Here is a 16,676-nt window from a genome sequence, read left to right as displayed (position 1 = left end):
GTTACCGCTAATTCAGATGCCGTGGCATCAAAGGTATTATAGGCTTCCAAATATATTCTCCCCGAGCCTGACCTCTTAAAGAGGTTAGGCTAGAAAACTATGACTTTCGTAAAGATAGCTTGTAGCCTTCACTGGGCTTTGAAATATATTTCAAAGTCAAAATTTTATTTGCTCATCCCAGTTACCAATCAAAAATTAAAATATCTTTCGGATTTGTACGTTTACCTTGCTCAAAGGTAAGTTTTAACGTTTTTATATTAAAACTAAAATATCCTTAGTACACTTACCTACTAAATACTAAGAGAATCTTAGCTATATATATTTCATAGCTAGGGTTCAAATGGAAACTCCAACACCTTCACGCCTAAAATCTGCAAGAAAAGCAGCTGGCCTTACTCAGCAACAGCTAGGTATGGCATTAGGAATGGAGCCAAACACGGCTAGTGCTCGCATGAACCAATACGAAAAAGGCAAACATGCCCCTGATTTTTTAACCATGAAACGCATTGCTAAAGAGCTTGATGTACCGGTAGCCTATTTTTATTGTGAAGAAGATATTCTATCTGAACTAATTTGTGCTTTGGGTAAGTTAAAAAAAGAAGACCAAATTGAATTATTAAATACACTCAAACCTGCAAAGCTATAAAGGATCAGAAAACATGGAAGTAAATGCTAATTCAATTAGGAAAATAGGTAAGACGGGAGATGATTCTTGGCTCTTAAAGGATACTCGTCAAATAACATTTTTTATTGGCCCAAATAATTCAGGTAAAAGTCGCGAATTAAGAAAATTGTTTAATGAAAATGTAAAGCAATGGGCATTAGAGTATGAAGGCTTTGAAATAAAGGGAATAATCGAAAAACTAGAAAGTGACTTCCATCAAGGTCGTTCGAGGGAACTGCTAGTAAGAATGAAATCGCTAAATTATGATCAAATGCTTAATCAATTATCATCAATTCAGAATAAACCTATCGGTTTAAACAATTTAGCAGAAGAAATTTATTCAATGTTTAAGGCTTCAAACTATACCTCCCCTGGAGAGCAAGGCCGATTTGTTGAGGTCATTAATTCAATGATAAATGGATATTTCTCTGAAGCGTTATTAAAAAATATTAGCGATTACTCTGTGACCAATCACTGGAGTAAAATTTATATTCCAACTTTGAGAGGGCTTCGGCATGTTGCTGGAGAAGATATTTTTGAGTCTCGAACTAAGTCTGATTACTTTCCTCAATTAAAAAAAGATGAGTGTGAGGTTTTTACAGGTCACAGCCTTTATAAAGATCTCACACAACACTTACTAGGCTCTTACGGAAAACGGCAAAAAGTTCGCGACTATGAACAGTATCTTTCTGAAAACTTCTTTTTTGGCAGGGATATTTCGTTAGTACCAATGGTTGATAAAGATGTTGTACATGTCAAAGAAGGTGATGATGAAGACAGGCCTATTTATGATTTAGGCGATGGTATTCAATCAATTATATTATTGACGTATAAAGTTTTTATGGCTGAAAAATCGACAATGTTTTTTATTGAAGAGCCAGAACACTTTTTACACGCTGGACTTCAAAGAACGTTAATTGAAATATTTTCAAAACATAAAGAACATATGTTTTTTATGACTACCCATTCAAACCATTTTTTAGATTTGGCTCAAGAGCGTGACGATATTTCTATTCAACAAGTTTCAAGGGTAAAAGGTGAGAGTAAAGTACAAGCCTCATTAGATTACGGTGAGTTACTTAATGAGCTTGGTGTACGTGCATCGTCGGTACTTCTTGCTAATTGTTCAATTTGGGTAGAAGGCGTTACTGATAAATTATACTTGCGAGCCTATCTAAATAAATACATTGAAGAGCTCGAAGATGAAGATAAGAAAAGTAAGTTAAAAAGTTATCATGAAAATCTTCATTTTGTTTTCACAGAATACCAAGGCAGTAATATTACTCACTGGGATTTCAGTGATGATGTTGAAAATAATGGTAGTGAAACCCCCGCTAAAAGACTCAACAGAAATATCTTATTAATTGCTGATGCAGATATTGAGGGCAAAGGTGAGCGTGTTGAAAGCTTACGAGAAGCTTTGGGAGAGGCATTTTATTTACTTGAATATAAGGAAATCGAAAACTTTATACCCTTTGATATTTTGATTGATACAGCTAAAGCTAGATGGGAAACTTTTAAACAGAGAACTGATAGCAATATTGATAGATTTGAAAATATGAAGGAAGAGCTATTTAAATCTAATAAGTATGGTATTGGTGAAGTGCTAGAGCGCTATGTCGACAAAGCTGATGGACTTGAACGGAAATTCTATTCTGACAAATCAGGTACAATTAAAGACAAAGTTAAATTTTGTCATACTGCAATTTCACTAATTAATAAGTCTGATGATTGGAAGTTAACGCCAGAGCTAACTTCGCTATGTGAAACGGTCTGGGATTTTATTGAATCACATAATCAATAACTGCTTATGTGATTCGATCTTTTAGATGTAAGTGAGCAGACTCAGAAATATCACATCCGATAGCTTGTCGATTTAAGTTATTGGCTGCTACTAAAGTAGCTCCTGAACCAAAAAAAGGATCGACGACGAGTTCATTTTCATTACTGCTTTGAGAGATAAGCGTTTCAATTAACTTAACTGGTTTTTCAGTAGGGTAGCCCCTGTATACTCTTTTACACGTAAGGATATCTGGAACGCTTAGATCATTTAACTTGCGCTTACCTTTCTCGAAAAAAAGAATATATTCGTGTCTAGCTCTGTAATGATAACCCATCCCGATAGTTACTTTATCCCAAATTATTGGCTTCCAAAACTTGAAACCTACTTTTTCAGCTATTGGCTTAATATAAAACATTGTTTCCTGATCGCAGAATAGATAAAAATGCGAACCTTTTTTCAGTACTCTGTAAATTTCAATTAGTAGTTCTTCAAAGCGATTATTTGGAAATATGTCGAACCATTGATTACTTGACGATTTACTTACTTTTAGGCGAGTGGTTGTTCCTATTTTTCGATGTTTTTCTAATGATTCGTAGGGTGGGTCAGTAATTAAAAGATCAACACTTTCGGTTAAAAGTGTTGATAACCAATTTACCGCATCATCTTTATGTACTTGCATTAAATCTCTTTAGCTAAAGTGTGCTACACAAACGGCCATTGTGAAAAGCTTTCGAAGCAACGCCCTTTTTTAATCGTCGACAATCAATGCAATAGCTTTGATATCCATCAGGGTTGCGAGCTGTTTTACGAGCAGGAGTAATACCAAAAGAAGCCGGATATGGATGGAATATATGTTCAGAACTATTAGCGTCTGAACAATGAGGGCATGATTTAAACTTTTGACCGGTTGATGAATCTTTCTTTTGAACCATGCCGCTATTTAAAGCTTTGCCACAGCAGTTACAAGCCATAAGAATCTCCTTATAAGTTAGCTTTGTATTTTTAAATTTGAGTTTTTTATTATGTTACTGGCTATTAATACATCCATTAGAAATGCCGTAACGCTCTCTACAGTATCAGATATTGTACTTTTGTGAAGTACGAATGATTTAACGATAATTATTTTTGACTATCTAATTTATTTAGCCTAAACCTAAGCTAAGATTTTCTTAGTTTAGGTTGGCGATGCATTTTTTAGTTCAAACAAAACCTTACTCAGATGAGGCGCTTGAAAGCTATTTGTTGAGGCTTGCAAGTGATAACTCATACAATGGCTATAGTGAGCTTGCTGATATATTATGGCAATGGCTTGCAGAGCAAGATCATGAGCTTGAAGGTGCGTTGCCGTTAGAGCTGTGTAAGGTTGATGTTTATCATGCTAGGCAAGCGAGCAGCTTTAGAATAAGAGCTCTAAAGTTGCTAGCCCAATTAGCTGATGTAAACGCTGGTGACATTCTTGCACTTGCTTGGCGGCGCAGTAACTTTAAATTTGGCAACCTAGCAGCAGTAAGCCGTAATGAGCTGACTATTCCCCTTGAACTACTTCGCACTGATAACATACCTGTTTGCATTGAATGCTTGTCTGAGTCTTCATATATTCCTTTTTATTGGCATTTAAAGCCCTATAAAGTGTGCCATAAGCATAAAAAACAATTAACTATACAATGTCATGAATGTCATAACTCAATTGATTATAGAGCTTCTGAGGCGTTTTTAGAGTGCGGTTGTGGTTGCAAACTAACCAGCAGTGAACAGTTAAACGATGCAGACTTTAAAATTGCATCTGCGCTTGCAAGTAGTAGCAGCCAAAAAATAGTGGGGTTGATATCGTGGTTTGCGAAAGTTAAACAACTTGATGTAAGCGATGCTGACTTTAACCGTACTTTTGTTAATTACTTTAGTACTTGGCCTAATGGTCTTACAGCTGAGTTAGATTTACTTACAAACAATGCGCGGCTCAAGCAACTCAACCCTTTTAATAAAACTAAGTTTAACTCTGTTTATGGAAATGTGATTCGTGATGGTCAAATAGCTGCAACAAGTAACCGTAAAAACAAAGTACTTGATGAGGTTATTAATTACTTTGTCGAATTAGTTGATAGTAATACTAAATCTAAACATCCAAATATTGCTGACTTACTGCTTTGTACTTTTGATGCCGCAGTATTGTTGAACACAACCACAGAGCAGGTTTATAGGCTTCACCAAGAAGGCTTTTTAAACTGTGCTTATCCACAAAAAAAGCACGAACAGCTCAGAGCTGATAGTCATGTTTTTTATTTACGCCAAGTTATTGAGCTACAGCAAGCATTCGCTGCTGAAAAGCCTCAAACAAAAAAACAATTTATAGCGCCGTGGTAACTTATGAACTTACAAGATGCATTTGCAATTGAATCACTAAAAGAAAAAACCACAGCACTTAGAAAGTTGTTTGCTCCATACACGCCTCATGTTGCGGTAGATGGCTTTGAAGAAGAAGCGCTGACTGTACTCATTAACCTAGTTTATAAGCGCAGTGAAATTGATGATCTAACAAGTACAAGAACCGCTAAAAGTGTATTACTCGATGAAGTGTTACTGAGTAAATGTATTAACGAAGTTAAATGGTTTCATACTCATAACTTAAAATACCCCGATATACGCGTAAGCCATCAACGTTTAATTAGTGAGGTTGTAAGTGAAGATATTGCGGGTATTTGCAGCCGGTCATTACCTTTAAGTTTTGGCTGGTCGCACAACAGTGCTGAAATTAATCATGCAAAGTTATTTTTAACCTCGTTTAATTGGCAAGGTGAAGTGACTTGTTTAGCAAAGTTATTAATAACTGAAGAGCCTGTTTGGATTAATTTAATCAGAACATACGGGTTTACTAAAAAGGCAGTTTTAAACATCGCGGGTAAAATAAAACAGCAGTTGCCAGTGGCAGAGCTCCCTTTAGAAGTAAGTTCTTTTTCACCACAATTACAAATGCCATTTCAGCAAAGCTACCTTGCGGTTACGCCTGTAGTAAGCCACGCAATGCTAGCTAAAATTCAGCAATTAACAATAGAACGTAAGTTAAACTTTGGTTTAGTTGAGCATTCAAGACCTGCCAATGTTGGCGATTTAGCAAGCTCAGTAGGCGGTAATATTAGAGTGCTTCGTTACTTTCCTAAAACATATTCTAAGGCTGTTAACCGCTCTAAAGTAGCTGATAATGATATTGAGAAAGCATTTAAAATTCGTGCGCTATTAAGCAGTCAATTTCAACAGGCACTTTTGGTGTTGATAGGTATTAAACAGTTTAATACGTTAAGGCAAAAGCGATTAGCGCGAGTAGCGGCTATTAGGCAAGTACGTGTTAGTTTGCAGTTATGGCTGGATAACATTCTGGAAGCTAAAAATAACGCTCAAGAGCAAGCTTACCCTGAGTGGGCAAAGCATTACTTAGATCAGAGAATTACTAACTGTATTAGCCAATTTAGTAACATATTAAATGAAAGCCTTAGTTCTTTGAGCAAACTTAAACGCTTTGCGTATCACCCTAATTTAATGGGGTTGTTTAAAACGCAGTTAAACTATGTATTTACTCACTGTGCAGCTGAACAAGAAATATTAAATGATGAGCAAATAGTGTATGTACATTGCCAAGATATGCGAGTGTTTGATGCTGAGGCAATGGCTAACCCGTATATTCAAGGTATGCCGTCACTTACTGCTTTAAATGGGCATGCTCATAATTTTGAGCGTAAGCTAAAGAACTTTATAGACCCTTCAATTAAGTGTATTGGCAGTGCCATTTACATTGAAAACTATCAACTACATACGGGTAAACCATTACCTGAACCAAATAAGTTAAAACAAGTTGCTGGCCGTAGTCATGTAATAAGATCAGGAATTATCGATAAACCTAAATGTGACATAACACTCGATTTAGTATTTAGGCTTTTGGTACCAAATACTGAGCTGTTAGATAAGTTAAATAGTCAGCTTATAAAGCCCGCACTACCATCTACGTTTGCAGGCGGGACTATGCATCCACCTTCGTTATATCAAAATATAGACTGGTGTCATGTACATACTAAACCGAGTGAGCTGTTTAAAAACCTTAAGGTAAAATCGTCAAATGGCAGTTGGTTATACTCTTCAAAAAAAGTAGTTAAAAGTTTTGAACAATTAATTGATGCCCTTAACGGTAACTTTAATTTAAGACCTGCTGCAATTGGCTTTGCTGCGCTTGAAGAACCCGTAAAGCGAGATGCAGCATTACATGAACACCATTGTTATGCAGAGCCCGTAATTGGGTTGTTAGAGTGTGTTAGCAATACATCAGTAAAGTACGCAGGGGCTAAGCAGTTTTTTCATCATGCATTTTGGGTTATGGATGTTCAAAAAGAGTCTATGCTTATGAAAAAGTCTAAGTTTGAGTATGAATAATGCAATTACCTCGGCACTTAAGTTACACGCGTTCGCTCTCACCCAGTAAAGCGGTGTTTTTTTATAAAACACCGGAGTCTGATTTTGAACCGTTACAAATAGAGCAAAATAAATTAGTTGGGCAAAAGTCAGGGTTTGGCGATGCGTATCAAAAGCAAAATGTGGCTAAAAATTTAGCGCCACAAGATCTCGCTTTTGGGAACCCACAAACAATTGATGTGTGCTACGTGCCTCCAACGGTAAATGAACTATTTTGCCGTTTTTCACTTAGGGTTGAGGCTAATAGCAATGAACCACATGTTTGTGATGACCCTAAAGTTATTTATTGGTTAAAACGGTTTTTTGAAACTTACAAAAAACACAATGGTCTTAATGAAGTTGCAACTCGCTATGCTAAAAATATACTGATGGGGAACTGGCTTTGGCGTAACCGCCAATCACCAAATATTGATATTGAAATCCTTACTGAATATGCAGCCCCGATCATTGTTGAAGGTGCGCAAAAACTAAAATGGCAAGGCAATTGGCAAAATAATCAAACAGCATTAATAACATTGTCAGAATCTATTCAAGAAGGGCTCAGTAACCCTCAAAGTTATTGTTATTTAGATATAACCGCAAAAATTAAAAATGCATTTAGCCAAGAGGTTCACCCTAGTCAAAAATTTGTAGATACTGTTGAACAGGGCATGTCATCTAAACAGCTTGCATACACTCAAGTGGGCGATAAAAAAGCAGCAAGTTTAAACTCACAAAAAGTAGGGGCTGCTATCCAAACTATCGATAATTGGTATGAGGGAGGCTACAAACCTTTGCGCACTCATGAGTATGGTGCAGATAAGCAAATATTAGTTGCACACAGAACGCCTAAGAGCAATTCAGACTTTTATTCATTACTCCCGCGCATTGCCATACATATTAAGCACATGGAAAGACATGGTTTAGGGCAAAATGAAGAATCAAACGCAGTTCACTTTATTGCGGCAGTGCTGATTAAAGGTGGCTTGTTCCAAAGGAGTAAAGCTTGAAGCGCTATTATTTTACTATTACTTATTTACCTAAAAATTGTGATGTAAGCCTCCTTGCTGGGCGATGTATCGCCATATTGCATGGGTTTATGAGTTCACGTGAAATTAGTAATATTGGTGTGTGCTTTCCTAAATGGAATGAGCAAACAATAGGTAATGAATTAGCGTTTGTATCGACAGATAAGAAGCAATTAATCAATCTATCTCAGCAAAGCTATTTTGAGATGATGGCTCATGATAAGTTATTTGGCTTATCAAAAATACTCGAAATACCAGTAAACCAAAGCGAAGTCATGTTTGTTCGCAACCAATCAGTAGCCAAAGCATTTGTTGGTGAAAAGCAAAGACGATTGAAACGCGCTAAAAAGCGAGCTGAAGCTAGAGGCGAGGTTTACAACCCTGAATATAAATTTGAGGAAAAAGCCATAGGCCACTTTCATTCAATACCCGTATCAAGCAAAGGCAACGGGGAAAATTTTATACTTCACATACAAAAAATTGAAAATACTAATGCGATAGAAAATCAATTTAATAATTATGGCTTTGCTACAAATCAAACATTTCAAGGCACGGTTCCCTCTTTGAATACCCTTTTTTAATAATTTTAAAACACTCTTTTAATTTTCAACTGGTTATAAGGTTGATTAAAAATAAGGGTAAATAATTTAAATTCATTTAACAGTTTGGTATTTATAGGAATTTAAACTATTTTTAATAGTGAACTGCCGAGTAGGCAGCTGGAAATATTCGTGAAAAGCAAAGACGGTTTACTTAGTCGTGAACTGCCGAGTAGGCAGCTGAAGTTAGGCCGGGAAGTAAACAACCTCAAATTGTAACTTTTAACTGCCGAAAAGGCAGAGGCTAAATAAAAAGACCCCCAGCAAATGCTGGGGTCTTTTGTTCTAAAGCCGAATAATAATTTTAATCTCATTCACCTTTTTTGTGATCATGCTTTTTAAGACTTGGGTGTTTACTTTTATTCTCTGGGGTAACACGTCTTCTCTTATCAGTTTTACCTGTAGAGTCAGCTTTAGGTTTTGGACCTGGTTTAATACTCATATTATCTTCCGTTGTAATTATTCATTTTAGTCTAGTACAAAACTTGGGCTGCTCAAGGGTTCCAAAATTCCGCACTGACTATTTTTGCGAAAGTAGACCTAACTAAACTTATATTATTTGAAGCTTTAAGTTTTAGCTGCATGTCGCGATTTTAGAATATTTTATAATTTATATAGCTAAACAAGTTACAAAAAGTTAGCTGTCTAGATTAATAAGGTAATTTATTTCGACTATTAACTATAAAAATACTTTTTTGAATAAAGTATGAACTGACGGTTGAGTTTTAAAATACAACCCCAATTAATTACAAAAGCATGTAACACTGTATGTGGTATTTCAGTATTACATTAAATACTAGATATAGATTTTGAGGTTATGAATATGCTTAAATTTTCAATTAACAAACTTTTGAGTTCTTCAGGTTTAAGGGATAGGGAATATTATCTCGATAACTTAAGAATATCTGATGAAATACGCTCAAAGCTCGTATCTCTTAGAGATGATGCTCGGAGCGGGATATTGGAAGCTTGGTCATACGCTAAAGAACAAGTAAAACAAGACAAAGACCTTTATGAAAGAGTACCTTTAAGTAAATTGGAACAGCTTATAAAGTTGAAGCCTCGCTTCAAAATGCAAGGTAGTTATGTATACGGCACTATAGTACAGCCAGCCCACAATTCTCAAGATATTGATTTAGATGATGGTATGTATATACCTATGAGCGTTGTACAGTATGATGATAAAACCATGAGTACCGCGATGTTTGAAGTTGTAGATAGGGTACTTAAGAAAATGGCTAGCGCTAATGGCTGGAAGCAAATACCAAAGAAAACTTGCAGTCGCTTACAGACCAATGAAGCTATTCATCTTGACATTCCTTGTTATGCTATTCCTGATGAAGACTTCAACCGTTTATGGTTGTTCGAATCTGCATCAATGGAATCAAATTCAGCTCAAGACACAGAGTTAAAAACCCACACTGTCAATCTAGCTCTTAGAAATGGCGAATGGCTAGAATCGAACCCAGAGCATATAAAAGACTGGGTAAGTAGAGCAAAAAAACTTCACCCTAACTTTAAAGATATTGTAATGGTTGTTAAAGGTCTTAGAGATCATAATTATCCAACAGGTGGACCAAGTTCAATATCTTTAATGGTAGCTATTGAAAAAATCATGTCGAACTCTCCCAAACACGGAGATTTGACTGAAGAACTATATAACGTGGTGCAGAAATTACCTGCTGTGATTTCAGATGAATTAAAGCATCCACATCCTGAGTCAGCACATTTGACAATTCACTCACCTACAGAATTAGAGAAGCAAGAATTACGAATGAAGTTTGATAGTTTCGCGATGTCATTTAAGCAAGCACTTGTTACATCACTTACTGAACGTGAAACTTTGGATATTCTAATTAATCTATTTGGAATTAGAATGCCAAATGATCAAACAAGAATTATTCGTTGTAGTCGAGATAGTGACCTTAAAACAAAAAAATCTGAAGTTATAACTCCTATACAAGAGCACAACACTTTCGGATGAAAAAATATTTAGAAATAGCTCATAATACCCTCATTCAAAAAGGGTTCTCACTCAATATAATGACATACACATGTATTCATGATTACTGCTACGAGGGGAGAGTTAGTATACCTCAAGTTCAGCAAGGATTCGTTGATGTCATTTTTGGTTTTAACGAAGTTCCATTTTTTGAACCGCCCACGATATATCTTGCCAACCGGCCACCCCCTTTAGATAAGTTTTGGCCTAATATTGAAAAGCCAGAAAATGGCCTACATAAGCTATGTGTATTCGATACTACAACTCATAAACTAGAGCCATATGCAATTGAAGAGGTTATTGAAATATATTTAAAGAGGGTAAAAGACATTGTTGCACGTAGTCCCGAAGACCGCTTTGATGCATTTAAAGCAGAGGTAACAGCATATTTTCCAAGAGACTTCTTTAGCTACTTTGTAAAAAGTCCAACAGAGTCTACTTTATCCATTCGATTATACGAATCTTCAGATGCAAGCAATAAACTTGCATATGTCGCAAAGTCTAGTCAAGGTTGTATAAGTCATATTACCCAAGGTAATTACTCACCCATTCCAACAATAATTACCAACCTAGAAGAGATTAAAACATCACCTGAGGGGCAAGCAGGTCTTGCTCAGGTTACAGGCTTTATTGATATAGTTAGAGGCACAAATAAAGAGACTTTAACTACTCTAAAAGAAAAGCTAAAAAACTTAATCCACAGAGAAAAAGACGATATAAAACAGTTCGGAGGTTTCGCTTTATGTTTTTATTATAATGGCAATATATATGCTTATATTATTAAATTAGCTCAGGCACAGATTAAGCAACTACAAAATAGAAGTAAAAACTTCATTGAGCGCTTATTGCGTGGTCAACTGCGTATTATGTCGAATAACTTTGGTGGGGAGTTAAAAAAAGTAACTAATGTTCATTTTTCAGATGGTTCCCAAAGCACTCTGATCAAAAGAAACTATTCCCAAAACTTAGTAGATAAGCAAATTTGTATTATTGGGGCTGGAACTTTAGGTAGCTACTTAGCACATATTTTGATGAAACATGGTGCAGGTTCGTCCAAGTCACTCCACATCTATGATGATGATGTGTTACTACCTCAAAATATTTCAAGACATTTACTCGGGTCTGAATCGTTATTTATTAATAAGGCACAAGCTTTAGTCAATTCACAAAAAAAATTAGCACCGAATAACAATTTATTTTCTCATAAGGAAAAATTTACTAATTTGAACCAAATCCCTCAAGGAACAGATATTGTAATAGATGCTACAGGTGAATTTTCAACGGCAATGACATTGAATCATCAATATATAAGTAATGAGTTCCCTTTTAAACTTTACCATTCGTATTTGTGTGCCGGTGGTCACTCTGCTAGGTTATTTAAACAAGGTGATGGCGGATGCTATAGGTGTTTATTTGATAACCAACATAAACACATAGATAAAGAGTTCAAAAAAGCAGAACATAAAGCATTGATTACAAGAAATTGTGGTGAAAGCAATGTGCAATTTCCTGTTGATAGTTCAATTGGTGCTGCATCATTCATTGCTGCAAATATTTTAGACAGCGAGTATTCAGATAAAAAAAATGCTTACATATATTTTAAAACTCTAGGAAAAAAAGCAGCAGAACATAAAAATAAGCCGTTGCAACGTTCACCTTATTGCCCAGCTTGTAGGGTGAAAAAAAATGAGTGAGGTGATTAAAGTCCATTTTGATCCAAAAGTAGTATCTTTAATAATGGATTATTCTAGGCAAAGAAATGAGGCTGGAGGCTTGCTACTTGGACATAGGTACATCAAAGAAGGATCAGTTGAGTACGAAATAATTAAAATCACAACCCCTTCTTTTATGGATATTAGGGCGCGTGCTTTATTTCAAAGAAGAGATAAGAGTCATTTAGAACAAGCTGTACAATTCCACAGGGATACCAATGGTTATGGAGATTACCTTGGGGAGTGGCATACCCACCCTGGTGGAGCATCAATAAAACCATCTATAAAGGATTTGTTAGCCTTTAGAAGCTCACAAAAGCTAACAAAAACTCCACTAATCTATGTCATAGCTAATTCATACAAGCTAAACACTTATACGTCAGGGGGTAATGATGTGGTCTCTTATTATTAGTAAATATGGCAGTACTGTACAAAAGTTTATAATTTTATCCTTAATATCACTTGGCTTTTTAGTCGCCACGTTAGGATTACAATATACATCTGTAAGGTATGTAGTGGTGCCTATTGTAATTTTAATTTTTTTATTCAACCTGAAACTTTGGGAATATGTTTGGAAAATATCTTTGATACAAAAGCATTTTTGTCCAAATCTAAGTGGTAAGTGGAAAGGCACTTTAAAAGCTAGATATAAATTACCTGACGATGATGAAGTTCAAGAAAAGCATGTTCGTGTTGACTTCGATATCAAAATGTCTTTTTTAACTTTTAAAATGACAGGAGTAAGTGAGAATAACTATATGAAAAGTGAGGTGCTCTCTTCTTGGCTAAAAACTGAAGAGGGTAATCTTTACCTTTACTATAATTATAAGGTTTGTGTTAAAGATCCACTTCCAACAGATGAACAGTTTTTTCATGGTTCGGCCAGGCTAGAGTTGCTTTGGAATGACTACGAATATCATTTTGAAGGTAACTATTGGACTAACAGGAAATGGAATATTGGTGGGCAAACAGCAGGGCACATTAAGTTAGATCGACTTTAAAGCGTAAAGAGGGTTAATCGAGGACGTTCAGAATTCTGAACGTGCTCTTTCTCTAAGCTGTTTATACAGAGCTGGGAAGTCCAAGCTTAAGGATTTCTGAGTTTAAGCCAAATGGGCAGTATATTGCACTGTTATTACCATCCTAACTATTTTTATCTTTTTCTACTTTTGGTGCTGAGTAATCTTTTATGTACTCTTTTATTAAAGGAGTCTCATTACACAAAACTTTATTTGGGCACTTTATGCCATTTTTCGCTTTAATACTATGCCAACTTATACTTCACTTGCAGTGCTGTAGGTCAATAAAGTCGAATGTGGTTATGTCAACTTATACTTCAAACAACATTTGGGTGTTTGAACTAATAAAGTTAATTCCTCAAAAATAATTCCTCTAATTAAATAATACTATTTATTTATAGATTACTTTATAAATTACTTTATAGATTGTTATGTCATTTTTGTTAAAAATATTACTAATAACTACATGATAGTATTAATTAAAAGTAAATTAACCTCCCTTTTAAACATGTTGCTCATCCTCGATTCGTAAATACGACTTAAGTCTAGATTGTGTAGTACGAAGTTAGGATTAGAATAATGTCAAATTTAGAGAGGAGCTCAGTATGCACTTGGAACGTATTCGCAATAGTAACCTGCACGACAAGGTGATGCCGGCAGAACAAGCAAGCCAATTTATTAAAGATGGAATGACTGTAGGGATGAGTGGCTTCACTCGCGCCGGAGAAGCTAAAGCAGTACCCAGAGCATTAATTGAGCAAGTCAAAAAAAATCCAATCAAAATAAATTTAATGACGGGTGCGTCATTAGGTAATGATCTCGACAAGCTATTAACAGAAGCGGGCATTTTAGCGCGTCGTATGCCTTTTCAAGTAGATAGCACTTTACGTAAAGCGATTAATAACGGCGAAGTTATGTTTATTGATCAGCATTTATCTGAAACGGTTGAGCATCTACGAAATCATCAATTAACCATGCCTGATGTAGCTGTTATTGAAGCAGTCGCTATTACCGAAGAAGGGCATATTGTGCCAACTACATCGGTTGGTAACTCAGCCAGTTTTGCTATTTTTGCCAAAGAAGTCATTGTTGAAATTAATATGCTGCATAACCCGAATCTTGAAGGTTTGCACGATATATACATCCCTTCGTATCGTCCTACTCGCCAACCAATGCCGTTAGTTAAAGTGGATGACCGAATTGGTAGCACTGCTATTCCTATCGATCCTGCAAAAATTGTTGGTATTGTTTTTACTAACCAAAGCGATTCGTTTTCTACCGTTACCGACCCTGATGAAGACACCGCCGCTATTGCGCGCCATTTAGTTAACTTTTTTAAAGACGAAGTGGCTCAAAATAAATTGCCAGCTAATTTAGGACCGCTACAAGCAGGCATTGGTAACATTGCAAATGCTGTAATGATGGGATTACTCGACTCTGACTTTAAAGACCTAACAATGTACTCTGAAGTACTACAAGATTCGACGTTTGACCTAATTGACGCAGGTAAGCTTAGTTTTGCATCGGGCAGCTCAATTGTTTTGTCAGAGCGTTGTAACGCGCAAGTATTTAATAATTTAGAACAATACAAAGACAAGCTAGTGTTACGCCCTCAAGAAATTTCGAACCATCCTGAAATAGTGCGCCGTTTAGGAATTATTGCAATAAACACTGCGCTTGAGTTTGATATGTATGGCAATGTAAATTCAACACATGTTTGTGGCACACGGATGATGAATGGTATTGGTGGCTCGGGTGATTTTGCTCGTAATGCTCATTTAGCAATATTTGTGACTAAATCGATTGCTAAAGATGGGGCTATTTCAAGCGTAGTGCCTATGGCGAGCCATGTTGATCATAACGAGCACGATGTTGATATTTTAGTAACCGAGCAAGGATTAGCTGATTTACGCGGTTTAGCGCCGCGTGAGCGAGCGATACAAGTTATTAAGCACTGCGTGCACCCAGATTATCGTGACGATATGTTAGATTACTACAATCGTGCTTGTGAGCGTGGCGGGCACACCCCTCATTTACTTGAAGAAGCGTTTAGCTGGCATATTCGCTTAGAGCAAGAAGGCAGTATGAAAAAAGCATCTGCAGCAGATGCTCCAGTGCAACTGTCAGCATAAGCATTTTAGTTTATTAATATTGAATTAGTTAGTTTTATACTTACTTTTGAACCGCACTAGTGTCAGCTCAATCAGCTTTGATTAGTGCGGTTTAATAAAAACTTTAAGTCCAAAATAATTTTATACCTACTCTTTGCATACCTTTTCCAGCCACCTTTTATTATTTTATTTACTTAGGTTTAAGTGCTATTACCGTTATTAAGTGTGTAATGTGTTTATTAAAAAATAGAGATGCTTAAATGGCTTTTGACAGAGGGTTAGAAGAGCGACTCTATGAGTTGTTTAATGCGCGCCACGATTTAGTAGTAAAGAAAATGTTTGGTGGTTTATGTTTTATAATTTCGGAGTATATGTGCTGCGTAATAATAGGCAACAAGCTGATGGTGCGAGTAGGGCCTGAAAACTACAGCGATTGTTTAGCTAAACCTCATGTAACTGAAATGGACTTTACCGGAAAGCCAGTTAAGGGCTTGGTTTATATTTTGCCTGAAGGTTTTGAGTCTGATTCTGATTTAACATATTGGGTAAATACGTGCGTTAACTTTGTAGAGTCTTTACCGCCCAAACCTTTTAAAAAACGACCCGCACTTAAGTAAATTAGCGAAGTATCACCTTAATTAAAATACGCATTGCAATCAAATTACTGGCGCTATGAGCATGAATACTACATAATTGAGCGACTGCTCACTTATGCGCTTTTTACTTAAGTATGATTCATACTATTTCAAAAGACGCTTTGAACACTAGTTTGTAAAGCTGTTTATTAGCACAGCTTTAAATTTTTTAGTAAATAAAAGAGAGAATGTAATGATTAAAGTAAGCGTATTATACCCAAATAATGAAAGTGCTACTTTCGATATGGACTACTACTGTAAAACACATTTACCACTAGTTGCAGAGTTAGTTGGTAAAGCGCTTATATCAAGTAGTGCAGATGCAGGTTTAGCTGGTGGCGCACCGGGCGAAGCGCCAACTTATATTGCTATGGGGCATTTAGTGTTTGAATCGGTAGAATCTTTTCAGCAAGCCTTTGCACCTCATCAAGAAGTAATAGCGGCTGATTTAGTTAATTTTACTAACGTGTCTCCAGTAATTCAAATTAGCAATATTGCTGGGTAAATTACACGCTAAAACTAATTTAAGAATTACTTAATAACCCCTACTGTATTTAATACAGTAGGGGTTTTATTTTAACTGCAATAAAAGGGCTAGCGCTCTGTTTTGAGTAATATTAGTTCTAATATTTAGATGTATTAAACCCGCTCCTGTGTTGATTATGAAAATGATAAGAGTTATCATTTAG

General features: G+C 36.0%; 16 protein-coding genes. 13 read left to right on the top strand and 3 right to left on the bottom strand.

What is annotated here, in order from left to right; genetic code table 11:
- Positions 1-340: 340 nt before the first annotated feature.
- Positions 341-646 carry a helix-turn-helix domain-containing protein gene (locus CXF64_RS12945; RefSeq protein ID WP_024590742.1) on the top strand — a complete coding sequence of 102 codons (306 nt, stop codon included), beginning with the start codon at positions 341-343 and terminating at the stop codon, positions 644-646.
- A gap of 13 nt (positions 647-659) precedes the next feature.
- Entirely contained in the window at positions 660-2,468 is a 1,809-nt protein-coding gene (locus CXF64_RS12940) for an AAA family ATPase (RefSeq protein WP_101217221.1), read from the top strand.
- A 4-nt stretch (positions 2,469-2,472) separates the two neighbouring features.
- On the opposite strand, the gene CXF64_RS12935 is transcribed toward CXF64_RS12940, so the two are convergent.
- Positions 2,473-3,126, bottom strand: a complete 654-nt coding sequence (locus tag CXF64_RS12935) for a DNA-methyltransferase (protein WP_101217220.1) — start codon at positions 3,124-3,126, stop codon at positions 2,473-2,475.
- Between the two features lie 13 nt (positions 3,127-3,139).
- Positions 3,140-3,418, bottom strand: a complete 279-nt coding sequence (locus tag CXF64_RS12930; protein ID WP_024590745.1) for a hypothetical protein — start codon at positions 3,416-3,418, stop codon at positions 3,140-3,142.
- A 214-nt stretch (positions 3,419-3,632) separates the two neighbouring features.
- Between CXF64_RS12930 and CXF64_RS12925 the strand changes: the two genes are divergently transcribed.
- The 4 genes from CXF64_RS12925 to cas6f are packed head-to-tail and all read left to right on the top strand — an operon-like array spanning position 3,633 to position 8,490.
- Positions 3,633-4,808 (top strand): TniQ family protein, encoded by a 1,176-nt coding sequence (locus CXF64_RS12925; protein ID WP_101217219.1) that lies wholly within the window; start codon positions 3,633-3,635, stop codon positions 4,806-4,808.
- 3 nt (positions 4,809-4,811) lie between these two features.
- Positions 4,812-6,863: a type I-F CRISPR-associated protein Csy2 gene (locus tag CXF64_RS12920; RefSeq protein WP_101217218.1), complete on the top strand. Its 2,052-nt coding sequence runs from the start codon at positions 4,812-4,814 to the stop codon at positions 6,861-6,863.
- On the top strand, positions 6,863-7,891 hold the full coding sequence (csy3, locus tag CXF64_RS12915; protein WP_101217217.1) for a type I-F CRISPR-associated protein Csy3: 1,029 nt from the start codon (positions 6,863-6,865) through the stop codon (positions 7,889-7,891). The genes CXF64_RS12920 and csy3 overlap by 1 nt, the downstream gene beginning before the upstream one ends.
- Entirely contained in the window at positions 7,888-8,490 is a 603-nt protein-coding gene (gene cas6f, locus CXF64_RS12910; RefSeq protein ID WP_101217216.1) for a type I-F CRISPR-associated endoribonuclease Cas6/Csy4, read from the top strand. The genes csy3 and cas6f overlap by 4 nt, the downstream gene beginning before the upstream one ends.
- A 328-nt stretch (positions 8,491-8,818) precedes the next feature.
- On the opposite strand, the gene CXF64_RS21040 is transcribed toward cas6f, so the two are convergent.
- Entirely contained in the window at positions 8,819-8,950 is a 132-nt protein-coding gene (locus CXF64_RS21040; RefSeq protein ID WP_267135521.1) for a hypothetical protein, read from the bottom strand.
- Between the two features lie 381 nt (positions 8,951-9,331).
- On the opposite strand from CXF64_RS21040, the gene CXF64_RS12905 reads away from it, so the two are divergent.
- The 7 genes from CXF64_RS12905 (at position 9,332) to CXF64_RS12875 (ending at position 16,492) form a co-directional block, all read left to right on the top strand.
- Positions 9,332-10,492, top strand: coding sequence for a CBASS cGAMP synthase (locus tag CXF64_RS12905; RefSeq protein WP_101217215.1), 1,161 nt, complete (start codon positions 9,332-9,334; stop codon positions 10,490-10,492).
- On the top strand, positions 10,489-12,204 hold the full coding sequence (locus CXF64_RS12900) for a ThiF family adenylyltransferase (protein ID WP_101217214.1): 1,716 nt from the start codon (positions 10,489-10,491) through the stop codon (positions 12,202-12,204). Before CXF64_RS12905 ends, CXF64_RS12900 begins: the two co-directional genes overlap by 4 nt.
- Positions 12,197-12,634: a Mov34/MPN/PAD-1 family protein gene (locus tag CXF64_RS12895; RefSeq protein ID WP_010388203.1), complete on the top strand. Its 438-nt coding sequence runs from the start codon at positions 12,197-12,199 to the stop codon at positions 12,632-12,634. Before CXF64_RS12900 ends, CXF64_RS12895 begins: the two co-directional genes overlap by 8 nt.
- Complete coding sequence (locus CXF64_RS12890) at positions 12,615-13,223, top strand: hypothetical protein (RefSeq protein ID WP_010388205.1); 609 nt, start codon at positions 12,615-12,617, stop codon at positions 13,221-13,223. Before CXF64_RS12895 ends, CXF64_RS12890 begins: the two co-directional genes overlap by 20 nt.
- A 623-nt stretch (positions 13,224-13,846) precedes the next feature.
- Positions 13,847-15,373, top strand: coding sequence for an acetyl-CoA hydrolase/transferase family protein (locus tag CXF64_RS12885; protein ID WP_101217213.1), 1,527 nt, complete (start codon positions 13,847-13,849; stop codon positions 15,371-15,373).
- 239 nt (positions 15,374-15,612) lie between these two features.
- On the top strand, positions 15,613-15,969 hold the full coding sequence (locus CXF64_RS12880; protein WP_024608634.1) for a TfoX/Sxy family protein: 357 nt from the start codon (positions 15,613-15,615) through the stop codon (positions 15,967-15,969).
- 211 nt (positions 15,970-16,180) lie between these two features.
- Entirely contained in the window at positions 16,181-16,492 is a 312-nt protein-coding gene (locus CXF64_RS12875; protein ID WP_002958288.1) for an EthD family reductase, read from the top strand.
- Positions 16,493-16,676: the final 184 nt, after the last annotated feature.

It is taken from the genome of Pseudoalteromonas sp. GutCa3 (assembly GCF_002836155.1).
In the GTDB taxonomy this organism is placed as follows: domain Bacteria; phylum Pseudomonadota; class Gammaproteobacteria; order Enterobacterales; family Alteromonadaceae; genus Pseudoalteromonas; species Pseudoalteromonas arctica.
The sequence above is the reverse complement of the archived record's forward strand: the minus strand, read 5'-3'. Positions and strand labels throughout refer to the sequence as shown.